Annotated in this window: 18 protein-coding genes and 1 pseudogene; 5 read left to right on the forward strand and 14 right to left on the reverse strand. The window is 43.0% G+C overall.

Annotated elements, in window-relative coordinates:
* Positions 1-41: 41 nt before the first annotated feature.
* Positions 42-554 (forward strand): hypothetical protein, encoded by a 513-nt coding sequence (locus tag LEP1GSC060_RS01600; protein WP_002994912.1) that lies wholly within the window; start codon positions 42-44, stop codon positions 552-554.
* 44 nt (positions 555-598) lie between these two features.
* On the opposite strand, the gene LEP1GSC060_RS01605 is transcribed toward LEP1GSC060_RS01600, so the two are convergent.
* On the reverse strand, positions 599-1,018 hold the full coding sequence (locus LEP1GSC060_RS01605) for a DoxX family protein (protein WP_155119610.1): 420 nt from the start codon (positions 1,016-1,018) through the stop codon (positions 599-601).
* Between the two features lie 126 nt (positions 1,019-1,144).
* Positions 1,145-2,026, reverse strand: coding sequence for a pirin family protein (locus LEP1GSC060_RS01610; protein WP_002994861.1), 882 nt, complete (start codon positions 2,024-2,026; stop codon positions 1,145-1,147).
* 60 nt (positions 2,027-2,086) lie between these two features.
* Between LEP1GSC060_RS01610 and LEP1GSC060_RS01615 the strand changes: the two genes are divergently transcribed.
* Complete coding sequence (locus tag LEP1GSC060_RS01615) at positions 2,087-2,554, forward strand: LIC13081 family protein (protein WP_036095112.1); 468 nt, start codon at positions 2,087-2,089, stop codon at positions 2,552-2,554.
* 202 nt (positions 2,555-2,756) lie between these two features.
* Positions 2,757-4,448, forward strand: a complete 1,692-nt coding sequence (locus LEP1GSC060_RS01620; RefSeq protein ID WP_002995085.1) for a GAF domain-containing hybrid sensor histidine kinase/response regulator — start codon at positions 2,757-2,759, stop codon at positions 4,446-4,448.
* Between the two features lie 17 nt (positions 4,449-4,465).
* Here the strand turns inward: LEP1GSC060_RS01620 and LEP1GSC060_RS01625 are convergent, their stop codons facing one another.
* A complete protein-coding gene (locus tag LEP1GSC060_RS01625; protein WP_002995014.1) occupies positions 4,466-4,780 on the reverse strand; it encodes a hypothetical protein in 315 nt (104 codons plus the stop codon).
* A 26-nt stretch (positions 4,781-4,806) separates the two neighbouring features.
* Positions 4,807-6,489 (reverse strand): biosynthetic-type acetolactate synthase large subunit, encoded by a 1,683-nt coding sequence (gene ilvB / locus LEP1GSC060_RS01630; RefSeq protein ID WP_002994846.1) that lies wholly within the window; start codon positions 6,487-6,489, stop codon positions 4,807-4,809.
* Between the two features lie 575 nt (positions 6,490-7,064).
* Here ilvB and tpx point away from each other — a divergent pair.
* Positions 7,065-7,580, forward strand: coding sequence for a thiol peroxidase (gene tpx, locus LEP1GSC060_RS01635; RefSeq protein ID WP_002995403.1), 516 nt, complete (start codon positions 7,065-7,067; stop codon positions 7,578-7,580).
* A 429-nt stretch (positions 7,581-8,009) separates the two neighbouring features.
* On the opposite strand, the gene LEP1GSC060_RS01640 is transcribed toward tpx, so the two are convergent.
* The 9 genes and pseudogenes from LEP1GSC060_RS01640 to rplU form a co-directional block, all read right to left on the reverse strand.
* Entirely contained in the window at positions 8,010-8,393 is a 384-nt protein-coding gene (locus tag LEP1GSC060_RS01640) for an STAS domain-containing protein (protein ID WP_002995217.1), read from the reverse strand.
* A 450-nt stretch (positions 8,394-8,843) separates the two neighbouring features.
* Positions 8,844-10,031, reverse strand: coding sequence for an Lcl C-terminal domain-containing protein (locus LEP1GSC060_RS01645; protein WP_002995145.1), 1,188 nt, complete (start codon positions 10,029-10,031; stop codon positions 8,844-8,846).
* A 226-nt stretch (positions 10,032-10,257) separates the two neighbouring features.
* Positions 10,258-10,863, reverse strand: a complete 606-nt coding sequence (nadD, locus tag LEP1GSC060_RS01650) for a nicotinate (nicotinamide) nucleotide adenylyltransferase (protein ID WP_002995121.1) — start codon at positions 10,861-10,863, stop codon at positions 10,258-10,260.
* A 4-nt stretch (positions 10,864-10,867) separates the two neighbouring features.
* Complete coding sequence (locus tag LEP1GSC060_RS01655; RefSeq protein WP_002995129.1) at positions 10,868-12,118, reverse strand: glutamate-5-semialdehyde dehydrogenase; 1,251 nt, start codon at positions 12,116-12,118, stop codon at positions 10,868-10,870.
* The gene (gene proB, locus LEP1GSC060_RS01660) at positions 12,115-12,981 is read right to left on the reverse strand and encodes a glutamate 5-kinase (RefSeq protein WP_002995335.1); all 867 of its coding nucleotides are present in this window, start codon (positions 12,979-12,981) and stop codon (positions 12,115-12,117) included. Before proB ends, LEP1GSC060_RS01655 begins: the two co-directional genes overlap by 4 nt.
* A 133-nt stretch (positions 12,982-13,114) precedes the next feature.
* The gene (gene obgE, locus LEP1GSC060_RS01665) at positions 13,115-14,212 is read right to left on the reverse strand and encodes a GTPase ObgE (protein ID WP_036095186.1); all 1,098 of its coding nucleotides are present in this window, start codon (positions 14,210-14,212) and stop codon (positions 13,115-13,117) included.
* A 116-nt stretch (positions 14,213-14,328) separates the two neighbouring features.
* A complete protein-coding gene (gene rpmA / locus LEP1GSC060_RS01670; protein WP_002629808.1) occupies positions 14,329-14,583 on the reverse strand; it encodes a 50S ribosomal protein L27 in 255 nt (84 codons plus the stop codon).
* Positions 14,573-14,898 (reverse strand): annotated as a pseudogene (locus LEP1GSC060_RS01675) (ribosomal-processing cysteine protease Prp). Before LEP1GSC060_RS01675 ends, rpmA begins: the two are co-directional and overlap by 11 nt.
* On the reverse strand, positions 14,895-15,209 hold the full coding sequence (gene rplU, locus LEP1GSC060_RS01680) for a 50S ribosomal protein L21 (RefSeq protein WP_020774487.1): 315 nt from the start codon (positions 15,207-15,209) through the stop codon (positions 14,895-14,897). Before rplU ends, LEP1GSC060_RS01675 begins: the two are co-directional and overlap by 4 nt.
* Positions 15,210-15,987: 778 nt before the next feature.
* Between rplU and LEP1GSC060_RS01690 the strand changes: the two genes are divergently transcribed.
* On the forward strand, positions 15,988-16,410 hold the full coding sequence (locus LEP1GSC060_RS01690) for a hypothetical protein (RefSeq protein ID WP_002995400.1): 423 nt from the start codon (positions 15,988-15,990) through the stop codon (positions 16,408-16,410).
* Between the two features lie 405 nt (positions 16,411-16,815).
* Here the strand turns inward: LEP1GSC060_RS01690 and LEP1GSC060_RS01695 are convergent, their stop codons facing one another.
* Positions 16,816-17,913, reverse strand: a complete 1,098-nt coding sequence (locus LEP1GSC060_RS01695; RefSeq protein ID WP_002995079.1) for a fatty acid desaturase — start codon at positions 17,911-17,913, stop codon at positions 16,816-16,818.
* Positions 17,914-18,435 lie beyond the last annotated feature (522 nt).

Below are 18,435 nucleotides of genomic sequence, written 5' to 3' on the forward strand. Positions count from 1 at the left end.
ACAAGTATCCAACCTATATTCAACGTAAGGAAGAATTCAAAATGAATCAAAACTTCAAAACAAAACTTTTTAAAATTGCCGCTCTGATTTTAATAACCGCGACAACCGCCGTCTACACGCAGGAAGACGACAAAGAAAGATACACTACAAAAACGGATGTTACCTTAAAAGACGAAAAAGGAAATAATCATTTTTTAGTTTTTGCAAAGATCATGACTGCGGATAAATCCTACGTTGCATACAACGTGGATTTCTGGGTAAACAATCAGGTTTATATAGAACCGACTAACGTTTCAAAAGTTCTATTTAGAACCGGAAAGAAAAACCTGAACGCCTCTTATTACAGAACCAACATGACCGGAACCTATTCCGCGGATGCGGAAGTGTTGTATTTTTATATCGAAGAAGCCGCTCTCAAAACATTACAAGGAGCCGCCAACGTGAAAGTTCGTATCGTGATGAAAGACGAAAGTTTTACGGACTTTACCGTCTCTTCCAAGGAGAACTTTCAAAAGGCAATCCAGGAAACTCTTGCGGCCCCGAATACAAATTAGCGATTAAAACGTTTTCAACTTGGATGAGAAAACGTTCCTAAAATCTAAACGCTTCTATGTGTTTCGATATAATAATCCGCGGACAGTCTTCCCGAACCGTATAAGGAAAAATGGAAAAGCAGAAGTAAGATCATCGCGGCGTAGGGAAGATTGGACCCGGGAGCCATAAATCCTTCCTTGCCGTGAATGAACAAAACCGCCCCGATCAGCACGGGAACCTGAAGGATCGCCGCAAAACGAGTCAATAATCCGGATAAAAGTAAAATCCCCCCGCAGATATGTGCGATAACGATATAATGAGCGAGTAACGTAGACGCCATAGGAGCGTTGTTCATCTCCATCAAACGAATCAATGCGTCCGTATCGTATAGGAACGCCAGACCTTTATAAATTAAAACTCCTCCGAGATAAATTCGCAGGAAGTCCACCAACCAATCCCGATGTTCTTGTAGCCAACGACTCAAACGATCCATAACTCACCTCCCGAATTTTCAGGTTTGCAGGTTTTATCATAATCCTTTCCAAAACTTTTGCAAGGGGAGAATCGGTTAAAATCCCTTAAAATCGATCGCTTAAGAATAACTTTCGGTTTAATGAATTGAGCCCATTTTTCCGGACTGAAAATCGTGAAAGGCCTGATAGATTTCTTCCTGAGTGTTCATCACAAAAGGCCCGTATCTTGCAACGGGTTCGTCCACCGGTGTTCCACCGATCAAAAGAAATTCCCAACCGTTCGGAGAATTTTCCGCCAGAGAAAATCGAACGTCGCCCTTATCTCTTTCGAACCAAACCATATCTCCTTCTTTTACGGGAGTTGTTCCCGCTTCCGTATGTAAAACTCCGTCTCCGGAAAAAGGAAAAGCGAACACGTTATACGACTCGGGAACGGGAATCGTGATATCGGCGCCCGGGACAAGATGCAAATGATAATATAAAATCGGAATTTTAGTTTCGATCACCGCTTTCGTTCCCAAGATTTCACCTGCGATCACTCTGATTTTCGTTTTCCCATCGGACGTTTCGATTTCCGGAATTCTTTCCGAAGGAGTGTCTTGATATCTCGGACGACTCATTTTTTGAGAAGAAGGAAGGTTGACCCACAATTGAAAACCGTGCATCCAACCTCCGTTTTTTTGAAACTCGTTCGAAGGTAATTCGGAATGAACCAAACCGGAACCGGCGGTCATCCACTGAACGTCTCCCGGTTTTAATTTTCCGTAGTTCCCCCACGAATCCCGGTGCTCCATTTCTCCGGTCAATAAATAAGTGACCGTTTCAAATCCCCTATGCGGATGATCCGGAGCGCCGATCGCTTTTCCGGGTTTGTATTCTACAGGTCCCATTTCGTCTAATAACAGAAAGGGATCCAGCTGAATTAAGTCTTGAACGGGGAACGGTCTACGAACCGGAAAACCTCCTCCTTCTATCGTCCTGAGCGACGGTCTGATTGTTTTCACTTTTCTCAGATTCATAAATCAACGCTCCTCTCTGGCAGTGTGCAGATGCTTTTTAAGATAGATAACGGCTCAACCATGATAACAACAACTGTAACTTTTTTAGTTTCATATTCTTTAGACGATACTTTTCGTTTTGTGGCGGATTTTAGAAACTTAGTTTATTGGGGAGATAGAATTTCCAACGTCTCTCCGACCAGCAACGGGAATCATCTTCCGGTATATGAAATCCTTTATTCTTTCTGGCCCTTCAAACTCAAGACGAATTATATCGCAAAGGAATGGATTCTCAATTCTCGAATCATAATGGAAACACAAAGTTCGTTCATCGATCAAAGGGACATTTATACGTTTCAAACTTCCGATCGAGGAACGAAAATCACTTTCACAAATCATTCTAAACTTAAATTCCCTTATGACTTCGGCGAGTGGGCGCTCGCTTCCGGAATTAAAGGAAGAATCTGTAAAGAAATGAGACAATTGCAGAATTGTTTATACAAGGACGGCTCCGGATCCCCGAAACATTTTCAAGTCATTCGAATTTAACGAAAATTCGCGGAGCTAAGATGAGCGATCCATAGAAGGGGTATCTGCCTAAGTTTCCTCGGTTGCGATATAATATTTCAATTCCTTCCGAATTTCCGCTTCAATCGCTTCCGCATTGATGTTCGCGTGAATTTAAGGTTTCGATCTAAATTCGTCTTGCCTAATTTGATTTTTTGGAAAGAATGTTCCCGGTTTTGATTCCGTGAAAACTTCAAATCATCATTCGGCGCCGATTCCATTTAACGAAACGGAAAGACTCGACGCTTTATACTCTTATCGGATCGTAGATACCGCTTCGGAAGAAAAATTCGATTCGCTTACACAAATAGCGGCTTATATCTGCGACTCTTCGATTGCAATGATTTCGTTAGTCGACAAAAATCGACTTTGGTTCAAATCAAAAATAGGAGAGAATGATTCCGAAATTCCCAGAAACAGATCATTCTGTCAGTATACGATTATGCAGGACGACGTCTTCGAAATCGAAGACACTTTGGAAGACGAAAGATTTAAAAACAATCCCCTTGTTATAGGTCCGCCTTACTCTCGTTTTTATGCGGGAACTCCGTTAAAAACCCCCGAAGGATTTAACATCGGAAGTCTTTGTGTATTCGATACCAAACCGAAACGTCTGGATTCCAAACAAAGGGTCATCTTAAAAGTTTTATCCAACCAGATCGTGGCAAACTTCGAGTTGATAAAAAAAAATCGCGAACTGGTCCTGGTTCGTGAAAAAGAGGAAGAACTTCAAAAATCTAAAAATCAGTTTTTTGCGAACATGAGCCACGAAATCCGCACTCCGGTTCACGGAATTTTAGGAGTCGCCGGCCTTTTATCCGAAACGGAACTTCAATCGGAACAAAAGGATTACGTCGATACGATTCAGCGAAGCGGGAATCTCTTACTCAATCTTTTGAATGATATATTGGATTTTTCTAAATTAGAATCGGCTAATATGAAAATAGAAATCATCGCTTTTAACCTGATGGATCTGTTAAAAGACGTGTGTTATATTTTTGAAGCGGACGCAAAACGCAAGAATATAGAATTCAAGATGATCGGAAAACAACCCTCTTCTTTGATCGTTTCTACCGATCCGAATCGGCTCAAACAAATCCTTGTCAATCTCATCTCAAACGCATTCAAGTTCACAGACAAAGGAAGTGTATTGATCGAATTCGATTTCGAATCCGATACGAAACAATACGACGTAAGGATCCGAGTCAAAGACACCGGAATCGGAATACCGGAACAAAAACTCAAAGAATTATTCCAGGCCTACAAGCAGATGGATACTTCCGTTTCGAGAAAATACGGAGGAACCGGGCTCGGACTTGCGATCAGTAAAAGTCTCGCGGAAATGATGAATTTAAAACTGACCGCACAGAGCGTAATCAATCGCGGAAGTGTTTTCGAAATTTCGGGAAGGATTCCTCTTGCCGAAAAATCGGAAGTAAACTTCGAACCTAAAAAACTGAAATCCGACGCGGACAAAATTCCGATTCAGAATCTAAGAATTCTGGTTGCGGAAGACAACGAGATCAATCAGATGCTGATCAAAAAAGTTTTGGAAAAACTGGGATACAAACCCGTAGTCGTTTCCAACGGAATCGAAGCCCTACATTATGTGGAAACGAGCGGAACCGACGTCTTATTTTTGGATATTCAGATGCCGGATCTGAGCGGAATCGATACCGCCAAAATTCTAACACAACATACCAATCAATCCCTGCGTCCTTATATTATCGCAATGACGGCTAACGCGAGTCAAACGGACAAGGAAGATTGTTTGGCTTCGGGTATCGACGAATACATCAGCAAACCGTTTCGTAAAGAGGATATCGCCGATTTGCTGAGTCATTTTATTTCCAAAAGAAATTCGAACAATACATAAAGAATTTAGAATATTCCTTACAACATCGCGAAAGATTCGGATATCCCGGAAGAAAATTCCGGTATTGATTCGAAATCCGATTCGACGTAGCGGACTCCCGTAACTTCCGGAATACTTCGGAATAAGTTCAGTATTTTTTCCGGTTCCCCGGTTTGAATGACGATGAAAATCTCCTGGGTTTTATTTTTTATATCGCGCCGGAGGCGCCAATCCTTCCAGTTGATCGACTTGCGGGATAAAATTCCGATCAGACGCAAAATGCCAGCCGCGCCTTCTTCGGATACGATATGATAGGTATGACTTTTTTCTTCTTTTGTATCGCGTATTAACATAGGTTAAACTCCAGTATTCTAATATTCTAATAAATCATTTCTCGATTCGCTTTTCCCGGCGGCACCATCGGAAGGACGTGTAACTCCGGCGCGACCTGCAAAACTACAAAAGACGGCCCTTTTCGATTTAGGGCTTCTTCCAAAACTTTTAGCGGAAAAAATTCTTCCCTTAGCTCGAAAGAAGGAATCCCGAAAGAAGATGCAATTTTTGTAAAGTCCGTAGAATGTACAAATCGGGACGCGGAGAATTTGGACGAGAAAAACAGTTCCTGTTGTTGTCTCACCAAACCGAGATGTCCGTTATTCATCAAAAGAATCGTTACGTCGAGATCCAGTTCCCGAAGAGTATCCAACTCTTGAATATTCATCAAAATGGATCCGTCGCCGGAAATACAAACGATCCTTTTTTCCGGAGAGACCAAAGCGGCTCCGATCGCAGTCGGCAAACCGAATCCCATCGTCCCGAGCCCGCCGGAAGTCAAAAGAGATCCTTGATTTCGAAACGGAAAATACTGAGCCGCCCACATCTGGTGTTGACCCACGTCCGTGGTAACGATCGCGCGATCTCCTAAGATTTCCGCTACGCTGCGTATGATCGAAAACGGATGTAAAACGTCCGCTCCCTCGGGCATAGGAAGTCCGTAAACAGTTTTGAGAGTTTGTACCCGCTCCAACCATTCTTCCGTAGCCGCGTGTTCGGAAGAAAATTCCTCGTCCAAGACCTGCGTTAAAAAAACTTCCACATCGTGTTTCAGATAAAGATTAGGATTTTTTAATTTACCGATTTCAGTGGCGTCGATGTCCACATGAACGATTTTCGCGTTCGGACAAAACTCGTTTAATTTTCCGGTGGCACGATCGTCAAAACGAACCCCGAGTGCGATTAATAAGTCGGCCTCTTCCAAAACGAGGTTGGTCGCTCTGGAACCGTGCATCCCGAGCATTCCTAAAAAACGAGGATATTCATCCTTGCAAATTCCCAATCCCATCAATGTGGAAACCGTCGGGAAGTTCAGTTTTTCCCTGAACATTCCGAACAACTCCGAAGATAAAGGACGATTCAACCCTCCTCCGATGTAAAATACGGGTTTTGCGGCTTGGGATAACAATTCTCGAAAACGTTCCATCCATCTCGTATCGATCTTCGATATAAATTCTTCTTTTTGAATATTCCAAAATTCTTTTTCTTTTTGTTCGTCCCATGAAATTTTAGCGGAGGCCACATCCTTGGGGACGTCGATCCAAACCGGTCCAGGACGTCCTTCGATCGCGGTCTTCCAAGCTTGCGGAAGAGTAACGATCAGATCCGCAACGTCTTTTACGAGATAACTTCTTTTTGTTACGGGAACGGATAAACTCAGGGTGTCGATTTCTTGGAAGGCGTCGGTGCCGATCATGGAAACCGGAACCTGACCGGTGATCGCAATCAACGGAATCGAATCCATCTTCGCGTCCGCGATCGCTGTGATTAAGTTCGTAACTCCCGGCCCGGAAGACGCGATACAAACGGCGGGTTTTCCGGTCGTTCTCGCCATTCCACCCGCGATAAAACCGGCGCCCTGTTCGTGTCTCGCGAGAATATGACGGATCTTACTTCCGTATAACGCGTCATAGATGGGAAGGCTCGCTCCTCCGGGAATTCCGGCCACGATTTCGATTCCGGCAAATTCTAAAAATCGAACGATGAGTTCGGCTCCGTTTAGATTCATATCTCACTTCCTTGCATAAACTTTTGATGGAACGATTCATTTCAAACAAACGCCTTAAAACAAAAAAGCCTCCCCCGGCTTTACACCGGAGGAGGCTTTTCTTAGGATTGCGCCTGAAGTAAATCTCTACAGCGTAAAGCGGGGTCCCGGTGGTCGGACGACCACCACAAGCACGAGCCACACCCGTAGGATGTTGAGAGAACCTTGTATTGTTACACGATTGAGATTCATAAAATGAGTTCTGCCACCAACTTGTATAGAACCTGTTTTGTTTTACAAGCGATTTTTCAGTGCAATCCGATAAACCTAACGGTTGAAAATCCGGGTGAATCTAGTCCTTGCATACAAGAGCTGGATCGCGCTTGAACTAAAGCGCAGAGTTTTTTTGAACTCAATACAACGCAGGATTGAACGGTCTCGAAAACATCGTTTTGTAAAAAATCGGATCGGATTCGGACATAAAATTTCGAAGCGTGTAAAATTAAGGAAAATCCTGCTTCCTAAGCCACACTCGTTTATTTAGAATGGCCCTTCTCGTATATTCTTAAAATCTAATCTATCAAGGAAAAACTCAAATGGCACAAGTCACATTGAAAGGTAACCCGGTACCGCTCGAAGGAAAAATTCCCGCTCCGGGAGAAAAAGCTCCCGACTTCAAAGCGATCAAACAAGATCTTTCCGAATTCAATCTCAAAGACTACGCGGGAAAGGTAAAAATTCTTCTTGCGGTTCCGAGTTTGGATACGTCCGTTTGTGCGCTTGAAACGAAAGTGTTCAACGAAAAAGCGGCCGGACTGTCGGACATCGCGACCTTGGTCATCTCCGGCGACCTTCCCTTTGCAATGGGTCGTTTTTGTTCTACGGAAGGAATCAATTCTCCCAACCTCGTAACCGGATCCCAATACAGGGATTTTTCATTTTCAAAAGCCTACGGAACCCATATCGCAGACGGTCCGCTCAAAGGACTTTCCGCAAGAGCGGTCTTTGTCGTGGATAAATCGGATACGGTGCGTTATGTGGAACTTGTTCCCGAAATCACATCGGAACCGAATTATACCGCGGCGCTCGCCGCCGCCAACGCAGCGATTTAAGAAAATCGAATCCTTCCGGTTTGTTCAAAACCAACTTCAAGCCGGAAGATAGATGAGAAAGTTTCCTCCACTCGTTTCTTATCGAAACAAATCCTCTTTTGTCGCAGTCCGAAGTTGTGTATTTTAACGTGAGTTCGACGGTTGAAAGTTTGCGCGAATCAGAAACTCGAGTGCTGCCTTCCTAAACTCACTCTCTGGTGCTGCGACCCTTAGGGAGCAGTGCCACTTTAGTTACCCGGGTCGTTCGATTGGTCGCAAGTAATAATCGCTTTCGCATTGGTTATACCGAACTCACGTTACTTTAAGATTTTAAAATCCAAACCTTATCGCTGTTAGGTGTTCTATTTCAGCGGACAGATTGGCCCTGTCTAACCGCAAAAACGTGGGAGTTCCCGCACACCGCTCCTCGGTAAGATTATGAAACTGAAATTATATGCTGAAGATTCGAATCGCTTCGGAAAGATCGGAAGCTGTACGGAAAAGGGCCTTGAGCCTCGTGAGTTCGAGCATTTTTTCAATCTGCGGAGTCAGTGAGTAGAGAGCGAGTCCGGCGCACGGAATTTTGCTCAATCGATTCTGAGCTCCGATAAAGGTGGCGATTCCGGAAGAGTCCATAGTGCGTACACCCGAAAGGTCTATGAGAAGAATATAAATTTTTTTTTCGATGGCTTCGTTGAACGCGTCTTTTAACGCTTTGGCGGAGAATAGATTGATGTCTCCCTCAATTTGAATGATAACCGCCGGACCGGGAAGAGTCCCTGCAGAGGAAATGTTTTCAATCGAAAGTTTCATCTCGTTGGTTTTTTTTTCCATAATCCTTCCCCTAAAAACCTTCTGTACTATATTATTTACAGCAACCCACAAATTCAATAATAAATGAGAAATAATTTTTTGATTTGCTATTACAAGAATTTGTAATGCGGATGTTTTTTTGAAAATGCTACCCAGAAAAAAAAGGGTTTTGGAACGTTGGAAATAAAACGAACGAGATTTAAAAACCGAACCTTAAGGAAGGACGCTCAGTATTCTAACCAATCCACAAGTTGAAAAGGACTTTTGGAATCAGAACGATCAAAAACTCAGACATTTTAGGCTTCCGTTACGTTTTTCTAATAGAGCGATTGGATTTTAACAAAGGTTGATTTCTGATATTACGAGCCTGTCCCAAAACTTTGATAGAACTTGAGATAAGCTGGAATTGAGAAACAATCTACTAGTTTTGGGACAAGTTCTAAAATCAATCGCCAAAAACATTTCTACGTATCAAAACGTAGTCACACAACGAGCTCGTATCCCGCTAGATTTATCGCTTCCCGTCATGGTACCGTCTACGAAAAAGATATTCACTGCAAAACTCTTATTGTTATCATATGTCGTAGATGTCCAATACTGAGCATTTGAAGTATTCGGAAAAAAGGTGGTATCGATCGCGGGAACCATAGGATTGGCATTAGTGAAATCGACTATACTCAAGAGTTCGTTCGCATTCGGCAACCTCCACACTCTTCCCGTTAAATTCATAGCGTTACACGCACCTCGCGCCTGATTCCAATCCAAAGCGTTCGGAGGAGTACCACCCGCACACCCTAAGCCGGTTTGTCCATCCGTACACTTAGCCCAGAGGAGGCCCGTATTTAGATCCCGAATCGTCCCGTCTAAATTATCCACAAAAGAAAACGCAGGAATCGGATTCCCGGAAACACATCGAAGATTGAGAAGAGCTCCTTGTAATTGAGTATTCAACCCTAAGGTCGCAGTCGCAAAACTCACCGCCCAATTCGAACCGGGCAACTTGGCTGCGGGTGTATTTGTCATGTAATTGATTCCCGAAAACGTATTCGGGAACGACGCGAGATCGACGTGTGGGTTGTTCGAATAATGTATCAACGAGGCCAGCTCTCTTACCGTAGGAATTCTCCAATTGGTTTTACCGGCATAACCCTGTCCACCGTTGAGTCCGTTTAAGGCGGAACAACTTCCAGGAAGTCCGGCGTTAGCGTTGGTCCAACTCATTGCAGTCGGACCCACCCCACCTGCAAAACAATTGGCGCCGGATTGACCCTGAGCGCAGTTCCATGTAAGTCCGTGTAACGTATCCAGGGTCGTATAATCCGCAGGAAACCGACAGTGTTGGGTCGGACCGGTAAAGGTACGAGCGTTCGGAATATTATTAAAATCTCCATCCGCGCCAGGTAACAACGTCGCACAATCCCGAACGATTCCAAGCCCATCCCAACAAAGAGTCTGACCCGTATCAAAAAGGGCTCCCGAATTGAAATTTCCGGCCGCATCACATTGAAGATCGTCGACAGAATTGTTTCCTTCTTGCTCTTGGGTAGAATTTATGTTCTGTAAATATTGCAACACAACATAGGGAGGATCCGGTTTGTCCGGGGGTTTTGCACAAAAGAAAAGAGGGAAAATAAAAAAAGGTATTAGATATTTATACATACATTTGCCCGTTCCTTCCTATTTTAACAACAAGGAGCTTGAAAAAAAATCTCCACTTTATCATATGAATTATTTATTTTTGGATTCAAACTCCGACTTTCAAAAATACTCACAGTAATTTCTATTTTACTTTAAATCGGTTTTTTATGAAGTTAAATTTAGAATCGAAAAGATTCAATTTATATCCTGAAGATGTAACTGAGCGCTGATTTCTATCCAATAGAATCTAATCCCTGACCCGCCCATAAAGTTTGTTTTTTAAGATATAATCCAAAACGTTTTTTGAAATTCGATCCGGAATCGTGGATCGAAAGAAAGATTTTCTCAAATCCGTGGAACTAACGGAAATTAAGGGATTTTTCAAAAATTGAAATTGAAATTGAGAGGAAAGATGGCGATTCAGGGGAACTACTTCCGAAAGCCTTCGAAAGACAAAAACATTTCGAACCTCATCCAGAATTTTTTCGTAATGATTCCATTTATGAAAATTGGAATAATTATCTTCTCCGATCAAAAGAACAAAATCCCGATTCGGATAAAGATTCTTAAGTTCTTGAAGTGTTTGGATCGTAAAACTCGGACCGCTGCGGTTCAATTCCAAATCCAGAATTCGAATCGATTCCGAAAATTCGGAAACAAATAAATTCAACATTTCTAATATATTTTCGGATGGAGAAAGTTTTTCCCCTTTGAGGGGATTTTGACGATTCGGAATCAAAAAAACCTCTTTACAATCGGGAACTTCTCGAAAAAAAGACTTTAAGATTCCTGAATGTCCTTCGTGGGGAGGATCAAAACTTCCCCCGAAAATTCCGGTGAGGTCCGCGGCCAAAGGATTATCCCCGAACTTGTCCGTTTCCGGTCACGTACGTAGTCGTAGTGGTAAGATGAACCAAACCCATAGGTCCGCGGACGTGCAACTTACCGGTGGAAATCCCGACTTCCGCGCCGAGTCCGAATTCTCCTCCGTCGTGAAAACGAGTGGAACAATTGATAAACAACGCGGCGGAATCCAAAGAGTTCGTAAAAATTTTAGCCGTGTTTAGATCCTCCGTGACGATCGCTTCCGTATGACCCGAAGAAGTTTTTTCGATAAAGGCCAGAGCCTCTTCCAAAGAAGAAACCGTTTTTACCGAAAGTCTCAAATCTAAGAACTCTTCCAAATAGTCTGTTTCTTTGACGGCTTTTCCTTTTGGGAAAAGGAAAAGCGCGGAAGGATCGAGTAAAAGTTCCACACCTTCTTTGGCAAGAGCTTCCAACAATTCTTTTCGAAAAGGATAACCGTTGTGAAGAATCAAATTCTCCGTAGCGTTGCAAACCCCCGGTCTTTGCACCTTGGAATTGATTACGATCGGAACAACCTTTGCCGGATCGGCATCCTGGTCGATGTAAAGATTACAAACGCCTTTGTCGTGTTTGACGACCGGAATTTTGGAATGTTCGCTTACGAACTTGATGAGCCCTTCTCCGCCTCTTGGAACTACGATATCGATCGAAGAAGTCTGTTGAAAGAAAGGAAGCATAAAAGAACGATCCGTTTTGTCCACGAAAGTGACTGCGCCCGCGTCTATTCCTTCCTTATTTAGAATTTCATGAAATAGTTTTACTAAAATGGCGTTGGAATGAAACGCTTCGCTTCCCCCTCTGAGAATACATGCGTTCCCCGATTTGAAAGAAAGAGCGCCCACGTCGATCGTTACGTTCGGACGAGATTCGTAGATGACCATAACAACTCCGAGAGGAACTCTTTTTGTGACAAGTTCGAGACCGTTCGGAAGAGTCAAACCTCTCGTAACCTCTCCGACAGGATCGGGAAAAGAGGCGATTTCTCGAACCGCGGAAGCCATTGCGCCGATTCGTTTTTCGTTTAAAAGAAGACGATCCATCAAAGCGGAAGAAAGATTCTTTTCCTTGCCGTCCTTCAAATCCGATTCGTTTGCGGAAAGAATTTCAGATTTACGTTTTTCTAATAGATCAGCCAGATCCGAAAGAATCTTATTTTTTTTGGAGGATGAAAGTTGTTTCAGGGTTCTGGAGGCTTTTTTGGCGCGAGAACATAGATCCTCTACATATTCAACTTCTTTCATATATTATCTCCTCCGTTTCCGTTTCGATTTTTACGAATGATTTCCTTTACGTCTTCCTCGGAAAAAACGCGGTTTCCGGAAGGAGCAACTAACGTTCCGACGGAATTCTTTTCCAAAAATTCCCGGATGACGTGCATCTTTGTACCGTTTAAGATCGCGGTCGGAACTCCGGCTTCCGACAACAAACCGGCCGATTTGAGTTTGGTGAACATTCCGCCCGTTCCGGGACCGCTCGGACCGCCTGCGAGGTTCAAATTTTCTTTGGAAATTTTTTCTAAAAAAGGAATCGTTTTCTCTTCTTTGAGAAAACCGTCCACTCCCGTGAGAATGATCAGCAGATCCGCGCCGACGATCAAACTTACAAGCGCGGAAAGCATATCGTTGTCTCCGAACTTGACTTCTTCGGTTGCCACCGAATCGTTTTCGTTGACGACGGGAAGAATTCCCCATTCCAAAAGTTGAGTGAACGTGTTCTTCAGATTTTTATAACCTTCTTTGGACTCTATATCCAAAACTCCGAAAAGTATCTGGGCGATACTCAAGTTCACCTTTGAAAAAAAACTATCGTAGAGATTGACGAGCCTGTTCTGGCCCATGGCAGCTAACGCCTGTTTTTCGGAAAGGGAATCTCCGGAAGAAATCGAAGACGGGAGTTCGCTTAACAAAAGCCTACCCCGAGCGATCGCACCGGAGGAAACTAAGATCACTTTTTTACCGAGATCCCGGAGATGACGGATGTCGCTTACCAATTGAAAGAGAAAATCGTTCACATCCGACGACGGGCCGGACAATCTCGCGGAACCGACCTTGATTACGATCATCTCCGCGGAACGGATTTTTTCAGAGAGTGAATTTCGTTCCATATTCGTTCCATTATTTCCTATCAGTCGGTTTTAGTTGGGAAAGTTTTTTTGAATCTATTTTTACAAAACCCGTTTCTGCGTTTCAATGTCTTGGAACAACCTCCAAAGAAAAAAAATTCTACAAAGTAGAATCTCATTCCTTAACTTCCTTCGAGTCTTCAAAAAAATCTAAAATATCGGACTCACTCGAAGAGACTGATTTTGATTCTTTTGTCGATTTAAGAACCATTTCGATTTCCTTCTTAAAAAAAGTTTGGTCCATACTTTCTAAAAGTTCTTCCAAGTTGGTCTCTTGATCCGCGGAAATGGCGACCACTTTTCCCAGATGAGAAACTTTAGAGATCACGTCCTTTGTAAATTCGGGATCGTCCCAAACGTCGATCTTATTCAACACAATCAAATAAGGTCGGTTTAATAATTCCGGATTGTAGGTGGAAAGTTCGTTCCGAAGCATCTTCAAATCCTCTTCGATATCCAGAGAAGAAGCGTCAAAGAGATACAAAATTCCTTTTACACGTTCGATGTGACGTAGAAAAGAAAGGCCGAGTCCGATTCCCATACTCGCGCCTTCGATGATTCCCGGAATGTCCGCGATCGTAAAACGAAATATATCCCCTCTTCGTTTAACAACTCCGAGGTTTGGAGAAAGTGTAGTAAAAGCGTAACCCGCAATTTTAGGATGTGCATCGGTGATTTTAGAAATCAAGGTCGACTTGCCCGCATTCGGAAGACCAACGATTCCGACGTCCGCTAAAAGTTTGAGAGAAAGACGTAAGAATTTATATTCTCCTTCCTCGCCGGGTTGTGCAAAACGCGGGGTTTGATTGGTGGAGGATTTAAAATGAGTGTTCCCTTTTCCGCCGCGCCCGCCTCGAACCACGACAAATTCCTGTGTGTCGGAAACAAAGTCGAAGAGAAGATCTCCGGTTTCTTCGTCATAAATTTGAGTTCCAAGAGGAACAAAAAGAATTAAGTCCTCTCCTTTTTTTCCGGAGCAATTGTCGCCGACTCCCGGAAATCCCGCTTCGGCTTTGAACTTTCGTTTCGAAAGATATTTATCCAAGGTATACATGGAAAGATTGGGACGAAGGATGATATTTCCTCCGATGCCGCCGTCGCCCCCGTCCGGACCGCCGAACTCCACATACTTTTCTCTGCGAAAATGTACGGAACCGGCTCCGCCGTGTCCGGCGTAAACTTCGATGGCGATTTCGTCTACAAAGGATTCCATACTTTTTGAATATTCTAAATTCTTAAATTGATTTAAAAACAAAAAACCGCAGAGTCCGGACCCAGGAAACGGGCAGGAGACTGCGGTTCATCCGGTTTGAGTTTGAATATGAGGGGTTATTCCGGGTAAACGGAAACCTGCATTTTCAACTTGGAAACCATCTCGAACTTTACTTTCCCGTGAACGAGAGCAAAAAGAGTATGATCTTTACCGAGTCCGACGTTATTGCCGGGGCGGAACTTCGTTCCTCTTTGGCGGACGAGAATGTTACCGGCGAGAACCGATTCTCCTCCGAAACGTTTTACTCCGAGTCTCTGGGAATTTGAATCCCGGCCGTTTTTAGAGGATCCGCCGCCTTTTTTATGTGCCATTTTCTAATCTCCTATCAGTTCAATTTCTTTCGGATATTGATCTTTCAGGTTTTTTAAACCCGAAAGTATCAAATCAAAGCTATTTTGTATCAATACGTCTTGGCCGAGAACTTCAAACCGCAGATAACCGTCGGCGATTTCCGCCGGTTTTACTTTGCCGGATTGTAAGAGGTGCAGATACAGAGTCTGGACCAGAACCGAAACGGCAGAGCAGAGAAGATTCTCGCCTTTTTTTCCAAGAGAAACCGGGGAATGGCCCTCGCTTTCCAAGGAAGAATAAAATTCTCCGAACCGAGTAATCCGAATTCGGATCAAACCGCAGAAAGAGAAACAACCTTCACTTTTTGGAGCTGTTGTCTGTGGCCCCAAGCCTTCTGATAGTTCTTTCTTCTTTTGTAGACGTAAGCGTGAATTTTATCACCTTTTACGTCTTCGAGAACTTTCAGGGAAACGCGAGCGGTCTTGAGCTCGGGTTGGCCGATATGAACTTTATTGCTGGATTCCGAGAAAAGAAGAACTTTTGCGTCAAAGGATTCGCCCGCGTTTTTGCCGGTTTTTTCGGTCAGAAATTCCTGATCCTGGGTTACCTTGTATTGTCTGTTTCCAACTGAAATAATAGCGTACATATCGATCCGGCCTTGTTTTAAAGTCGTTTTCAACCAATCTGGTCGAGTTCATTTGTCGGTCAAGGGTAAAAATTCGGGAGTCAATTCATCCGAAAAGTTGATCTTTTACGAGCAAGATAAGCGACAATCCATATGGAAAATTGTGGGAACTCCTGCAAATTTCAATCGAACGGTAAACTCCAATCTTTTCGTGACGTTATAGATAAAATCGAAAAAACTTCTACATCTGACATCGATTCACTGATTCCTAAAACGCGGGAACTCCTATCGTTTCCAAAGAAGTTCCTCGGACGACAAAGAAACCCTAAAAAGGGGATCGAATTTAGGTTGAATGTTACTACTTAGACGACTCGGAAAAACGAAGCCATTTGAGTACAAAAAACCTTTTTCGGATAAAGAGGTGGTATCAAACGAAGGTAGTTCAATTGACCAAAAATAAATCAGTTCCATTTCAGTAAACTCACGCAGGAATAACAAATATTTTGAATTATATACGATTCATCTTATTATAAATTCATTGAGCGCTTTGAGCGGGATCATAAAAAAATGATTCCAATTTCTTAAAGTTCAATCGGAAAGAGTATTTAAATTTCGGAAAAGCGCCGGATATGTAAAAATATCCTTCGAGCATTTTTTTATCAAATCAGAAGTAAAAACTAAAAAACGAGCAAAAAATTACTTTCCAAAGAGTTAACCGATCTGTAGATACATACAATCTTTTTAGAAAAACAAAACTAATCAGATATTGGATCTAATTTAATTTCAACAGGAGAAACAAATGTTTTACGGAATTGCGCTTATTGTGCTCAGTATCCTTGCTGTGCCATCCCTGCTTTTGGCAAAAAGACCAGACGCAAAAGAATTGCTCGCGAAGATCTCGCCTTATCAAGGTTGGATCGGTTTGGTGTTCTGCTTCTATGGAATTTACGGAGTCATCTTTTCCGGAATTCTCGGACTCGGAATGATTTCTACTTGGCCTATTTACTGGGTAACTCTTCTTGCAGGAAACATCATGCAAGCAATTCTCGGGTTTATCCTAGGATTCGGCACTATTTCTACTTATGTTCTTTCTAAGAACGAAGAAGCAAAGAAAAAAGGGGCGGAACTCCTAGCAAAATTGGCTCCCATCCAAGGTAGGTTGGGAATTATTGGAATCGCAGTTGGAATTTGGACGATTATCGCATCCTTCTTGAACATGTAATTCCATTTTTCCGGGTGAAAACAATTCACCCGGAAACATTCCTTCCTTGATTTAAAATTCTATTTTTTAAAAAAAACAATTTAGATCTCAATCCGAAAAAACCAGGAATCGGCTCGTTTTGCCGGAAGAAGCCACTTTCGTTTCATTTGTAAGAGTTCCCACATTTCAAGTGGAGAAAGTTTAGTCAGGGGGTTAGGAGTTTACATACATAACTTGGCAGAACATACAATAACCGCCAAACTCACGTTAATTTAATCAGAGCCTGTTCCAAAACTCAAAACAATCGCAGAGATTTGCGGCCATTCCGATAAAATCGGACGGTTGGCGGACAAACTCAAAACCAAAATCCCGAAGCGTCGGATTTGAGTCGCCGAACGCACTCGAGAATTTTTCACAACAAAATCTTTATGCGGAAACGGTCTCCAATTGTTTCTTTTTCGCAGTTACGGTTCGGGCTTCTCCATAAGTCATCCATTGGCCGGTTTTCGAATCGATCACCTTACAGCGAGAAGTGGATTGAATGTAGTCCCCGAAAATCGTATCTCTTTCGGAAATATTATCCCCGTAAACCGTCTTGATTTCATTCAGGGCGTGTTTCAGATTGTAAAACGGAATTTTCATATGAACATGATGCGGCATATGAATGAAAATGTTATGAAAGAAAAAATTCATGACAGGATTGATGTGATAGTTGACGGTTCCTTTCATCTGTCCGTAAAACGGAGTCCATTCCTCTTTTGTCTTCCATGGGATTTCGGAATGAATGTGGTGAACGTAGACCGTAATTCCCATAAAATAATTCCATGCGATAAAAGGTATCAAACAAACCTTGGTGAACATCCACAACCCAGCTCCGACATTGAAAACTCCGGCACCGGAATCAGCGCCGAAATAAAAAACGAGACCGGATGAAATCGACGCGAAAGAAAGCATGATCCATTTATCTCTTCCCGCTTCCTTAAGTGGAGCCGTAAACAAAACCATTCCTTTGAGCCAGACTTCGATCATATAGTAGAAACCGCCGCCCCAAGCCGACCAGAAAAATCGGTGCGTTAACTTTTTAAATATTCCAAATTTTGCATATTCTTCCGTTGTCACCGGATGCCATACAAAATCACCCTGTCTTTTAATCGTATGTCCGTGATGGATTCTATTATGGCCGTAGGCCCATTGATTGTATGCATGTAAGGAAGGGAGCATCGCAATTTGTCCGATCCAATATTGAAGAAATTTACTTTTGAACAGCGCTTCGTGAGCGCAATCGTGGCCTACGATAAAAAGTGCGGCGATCGTCATCCCCGCAAAAAACCACAAAAAAGGAAGAATGTACCAGTTATCTAAGTTCCAAAGAAGGGTTATGGCGAGACCGAAAAAAAACAAATCCCTCAAAAAGTAACCGACCCCTTTGATTGCGGGATTTGCAAACGTTTCCTCCGACAGAGTTTCCCGGACGGCCCCAAGGGTTTCTTTTGGGGAATGGCTGATTTTATTTTTCACTTTCATTTGATTCTCCTTAGCGAACACCGTTCGCCAATATATAGTGAACATTGTTCGTTATATATTGGATTTTAGCAACCAAAAAGAACTGAGTTATGGAAAATTCTTAGGAGTCCGATGGCTGGGGAGTAATGCCGTCAAATTAAGGAGAAATGATCCATGGATAGCAGTCTCAAACAGAGGGAGTTCCCACGTTTCCGTCGCGAGGTTTTAGATACCAGGGGTTAGGATTTTACATAAGCTGCTCCTAATTCCCCACTTGTCCCTAACATCTAAAACGTAAGAGTTCCCACGACGAGGGAGGGTTCGAGGTTCACTCACGCTATTTAAGAAAAAACTCGTACCAAAAAAAGACGATCCATTTCATTTAGAAGGGGATGTAAACCGATTCAACGGCGTCTAAGTTCGTTCCGATTCGTAATTTGGTAAAGAACGTGTTCGGATAGGTCGTGTTCGACGGGCAAATTCGGATGCCGGAAGAAACCGATTTCTTTGAGTCCGATTCAGGTATGAACACGCCGATTTTAC

This window comes from Leptospira weilii serovar Ranarum str. ICFT (assembly GCF_000332415.1).
Lineage (GTDB): Bacteria > Spirochaetota > Leptospiria > Leptospirales > Leptospiraceae > Leptospira > Leptospira weilii_A.

What these genes read in the sequence shown, in the direction of transcription:
- LEP1GSC060_RS01625 (WP_002995014.1), bottom strand. Translation starts at nt 4,780, where the DNA reads ATGTTAATACGCGATACAAAAGAAGAAAAAAGTCATACCTATCATATC.
- rpmA (WP_002629808.1), bottom strand. Translation starts at nt 14,583, where the DNA reads ATGGCACATAAAAAAGGCGGCGGATCCTCTAAAAACGGCCGGGATTCA.
- ilvB (WP_002994846.1), bottom strand. Translation starts at nt 6,489, where the DNA reads ATGAATCTAAACGGAGCCGAACTCATCGTTCGATTTTTAGAATTTGCC.
- LEP1GSC060_RS01610 (WP_002994861.1), bottom strand. Translation starts at nt 2,026, where the DNA reads ATGAATCTGAGAAAAGTGAAAACAATCAGACCGTCGCTCAGGACGATA.
- LEP1GSC060_RS01655 (WP_002995129.1), bottom strand. Translation starts at nt 12,118, where the DNA reads ATGAAAGAAGTTGAATATGTAGAGGATCTATGTTCTCGCGCCAAAAAA.
- rplU (WP_020774487.1), bottom strand. Translation starts at nt 15,209, where the DNA reads ATGTACGCTATTATTTCAGTTGGAAACAGACAATACAAGGTAACCCAG.
- LEP1GSC060_RS01600 (WP_002994912.1), top strand. Translation starts at nt 42, where the DNA reads ATGAATCAAAACTTCAAAACAAAACTTTTTAAAATTGCCGCTCTGATT.
- proB (WP_002995335.1), bottom strand. Translation starts at nt 12,981, where the DNA reads ATGGAACGAAATTCACTCTCTGAAAAAATCCGTTCCGCGGAGATGATC.
- obgE (WP_036095186.1), bottom strand. Translation starts at nt 14,212, where the DNA reads ATGGAATCCTTTGTAGACGAAATCGCCATCGAAGTTTACGCCGGACAC.
- tpx (WP_002995403.1), top strand. Translation starts at nt 7,065, where the DNA reads ATGGCACAAGTCACATTGAAAGGTAACCCGGTACCGCTCGAAGGAAAA.
- LEP1GSC060_RS01645 (WP_002995145.1), bottom strand. Translation starts at nt 10,031, where the DNA reads ATGTATAAATATCTAATACCTTTTTTTATTTTCCCTCTTTTCTTTTGT.
- LEP1GSC060_RS01695 (WP_002995079.1), bottom strand. Translation starts at nt 17,913, where the DNA reads ATGAAAGTGAAAAATAAAATCAGCCATTCCCCAAAAGAAACCCTTGGG.
- LEP1GSC060_RS01640 (WP_002995217.1), bottom strand. Translation starts at nt 8,393, where the DNA reads ATGGAAAAAAAAACCAACGAGATGAAACTTTCGATTGAAAACATTTCC.
- LEP1GSC060_RS01615 (WP_036095112.1), top strand. Translation starts at nt 2,087, where the DNA reads ATGATAACAACAACTGTAACTTTTTTAGTTTCATATTCTTTAGACGAT.
- LEP1GSC060_RS01690 (WP_002995400.1), top strand. Translation starts at nt 15,988, where the DNA reads ATGTTTTACGGAATTGCGCTTATTGTGCTCAGTATCCTTGCTGTGCCA.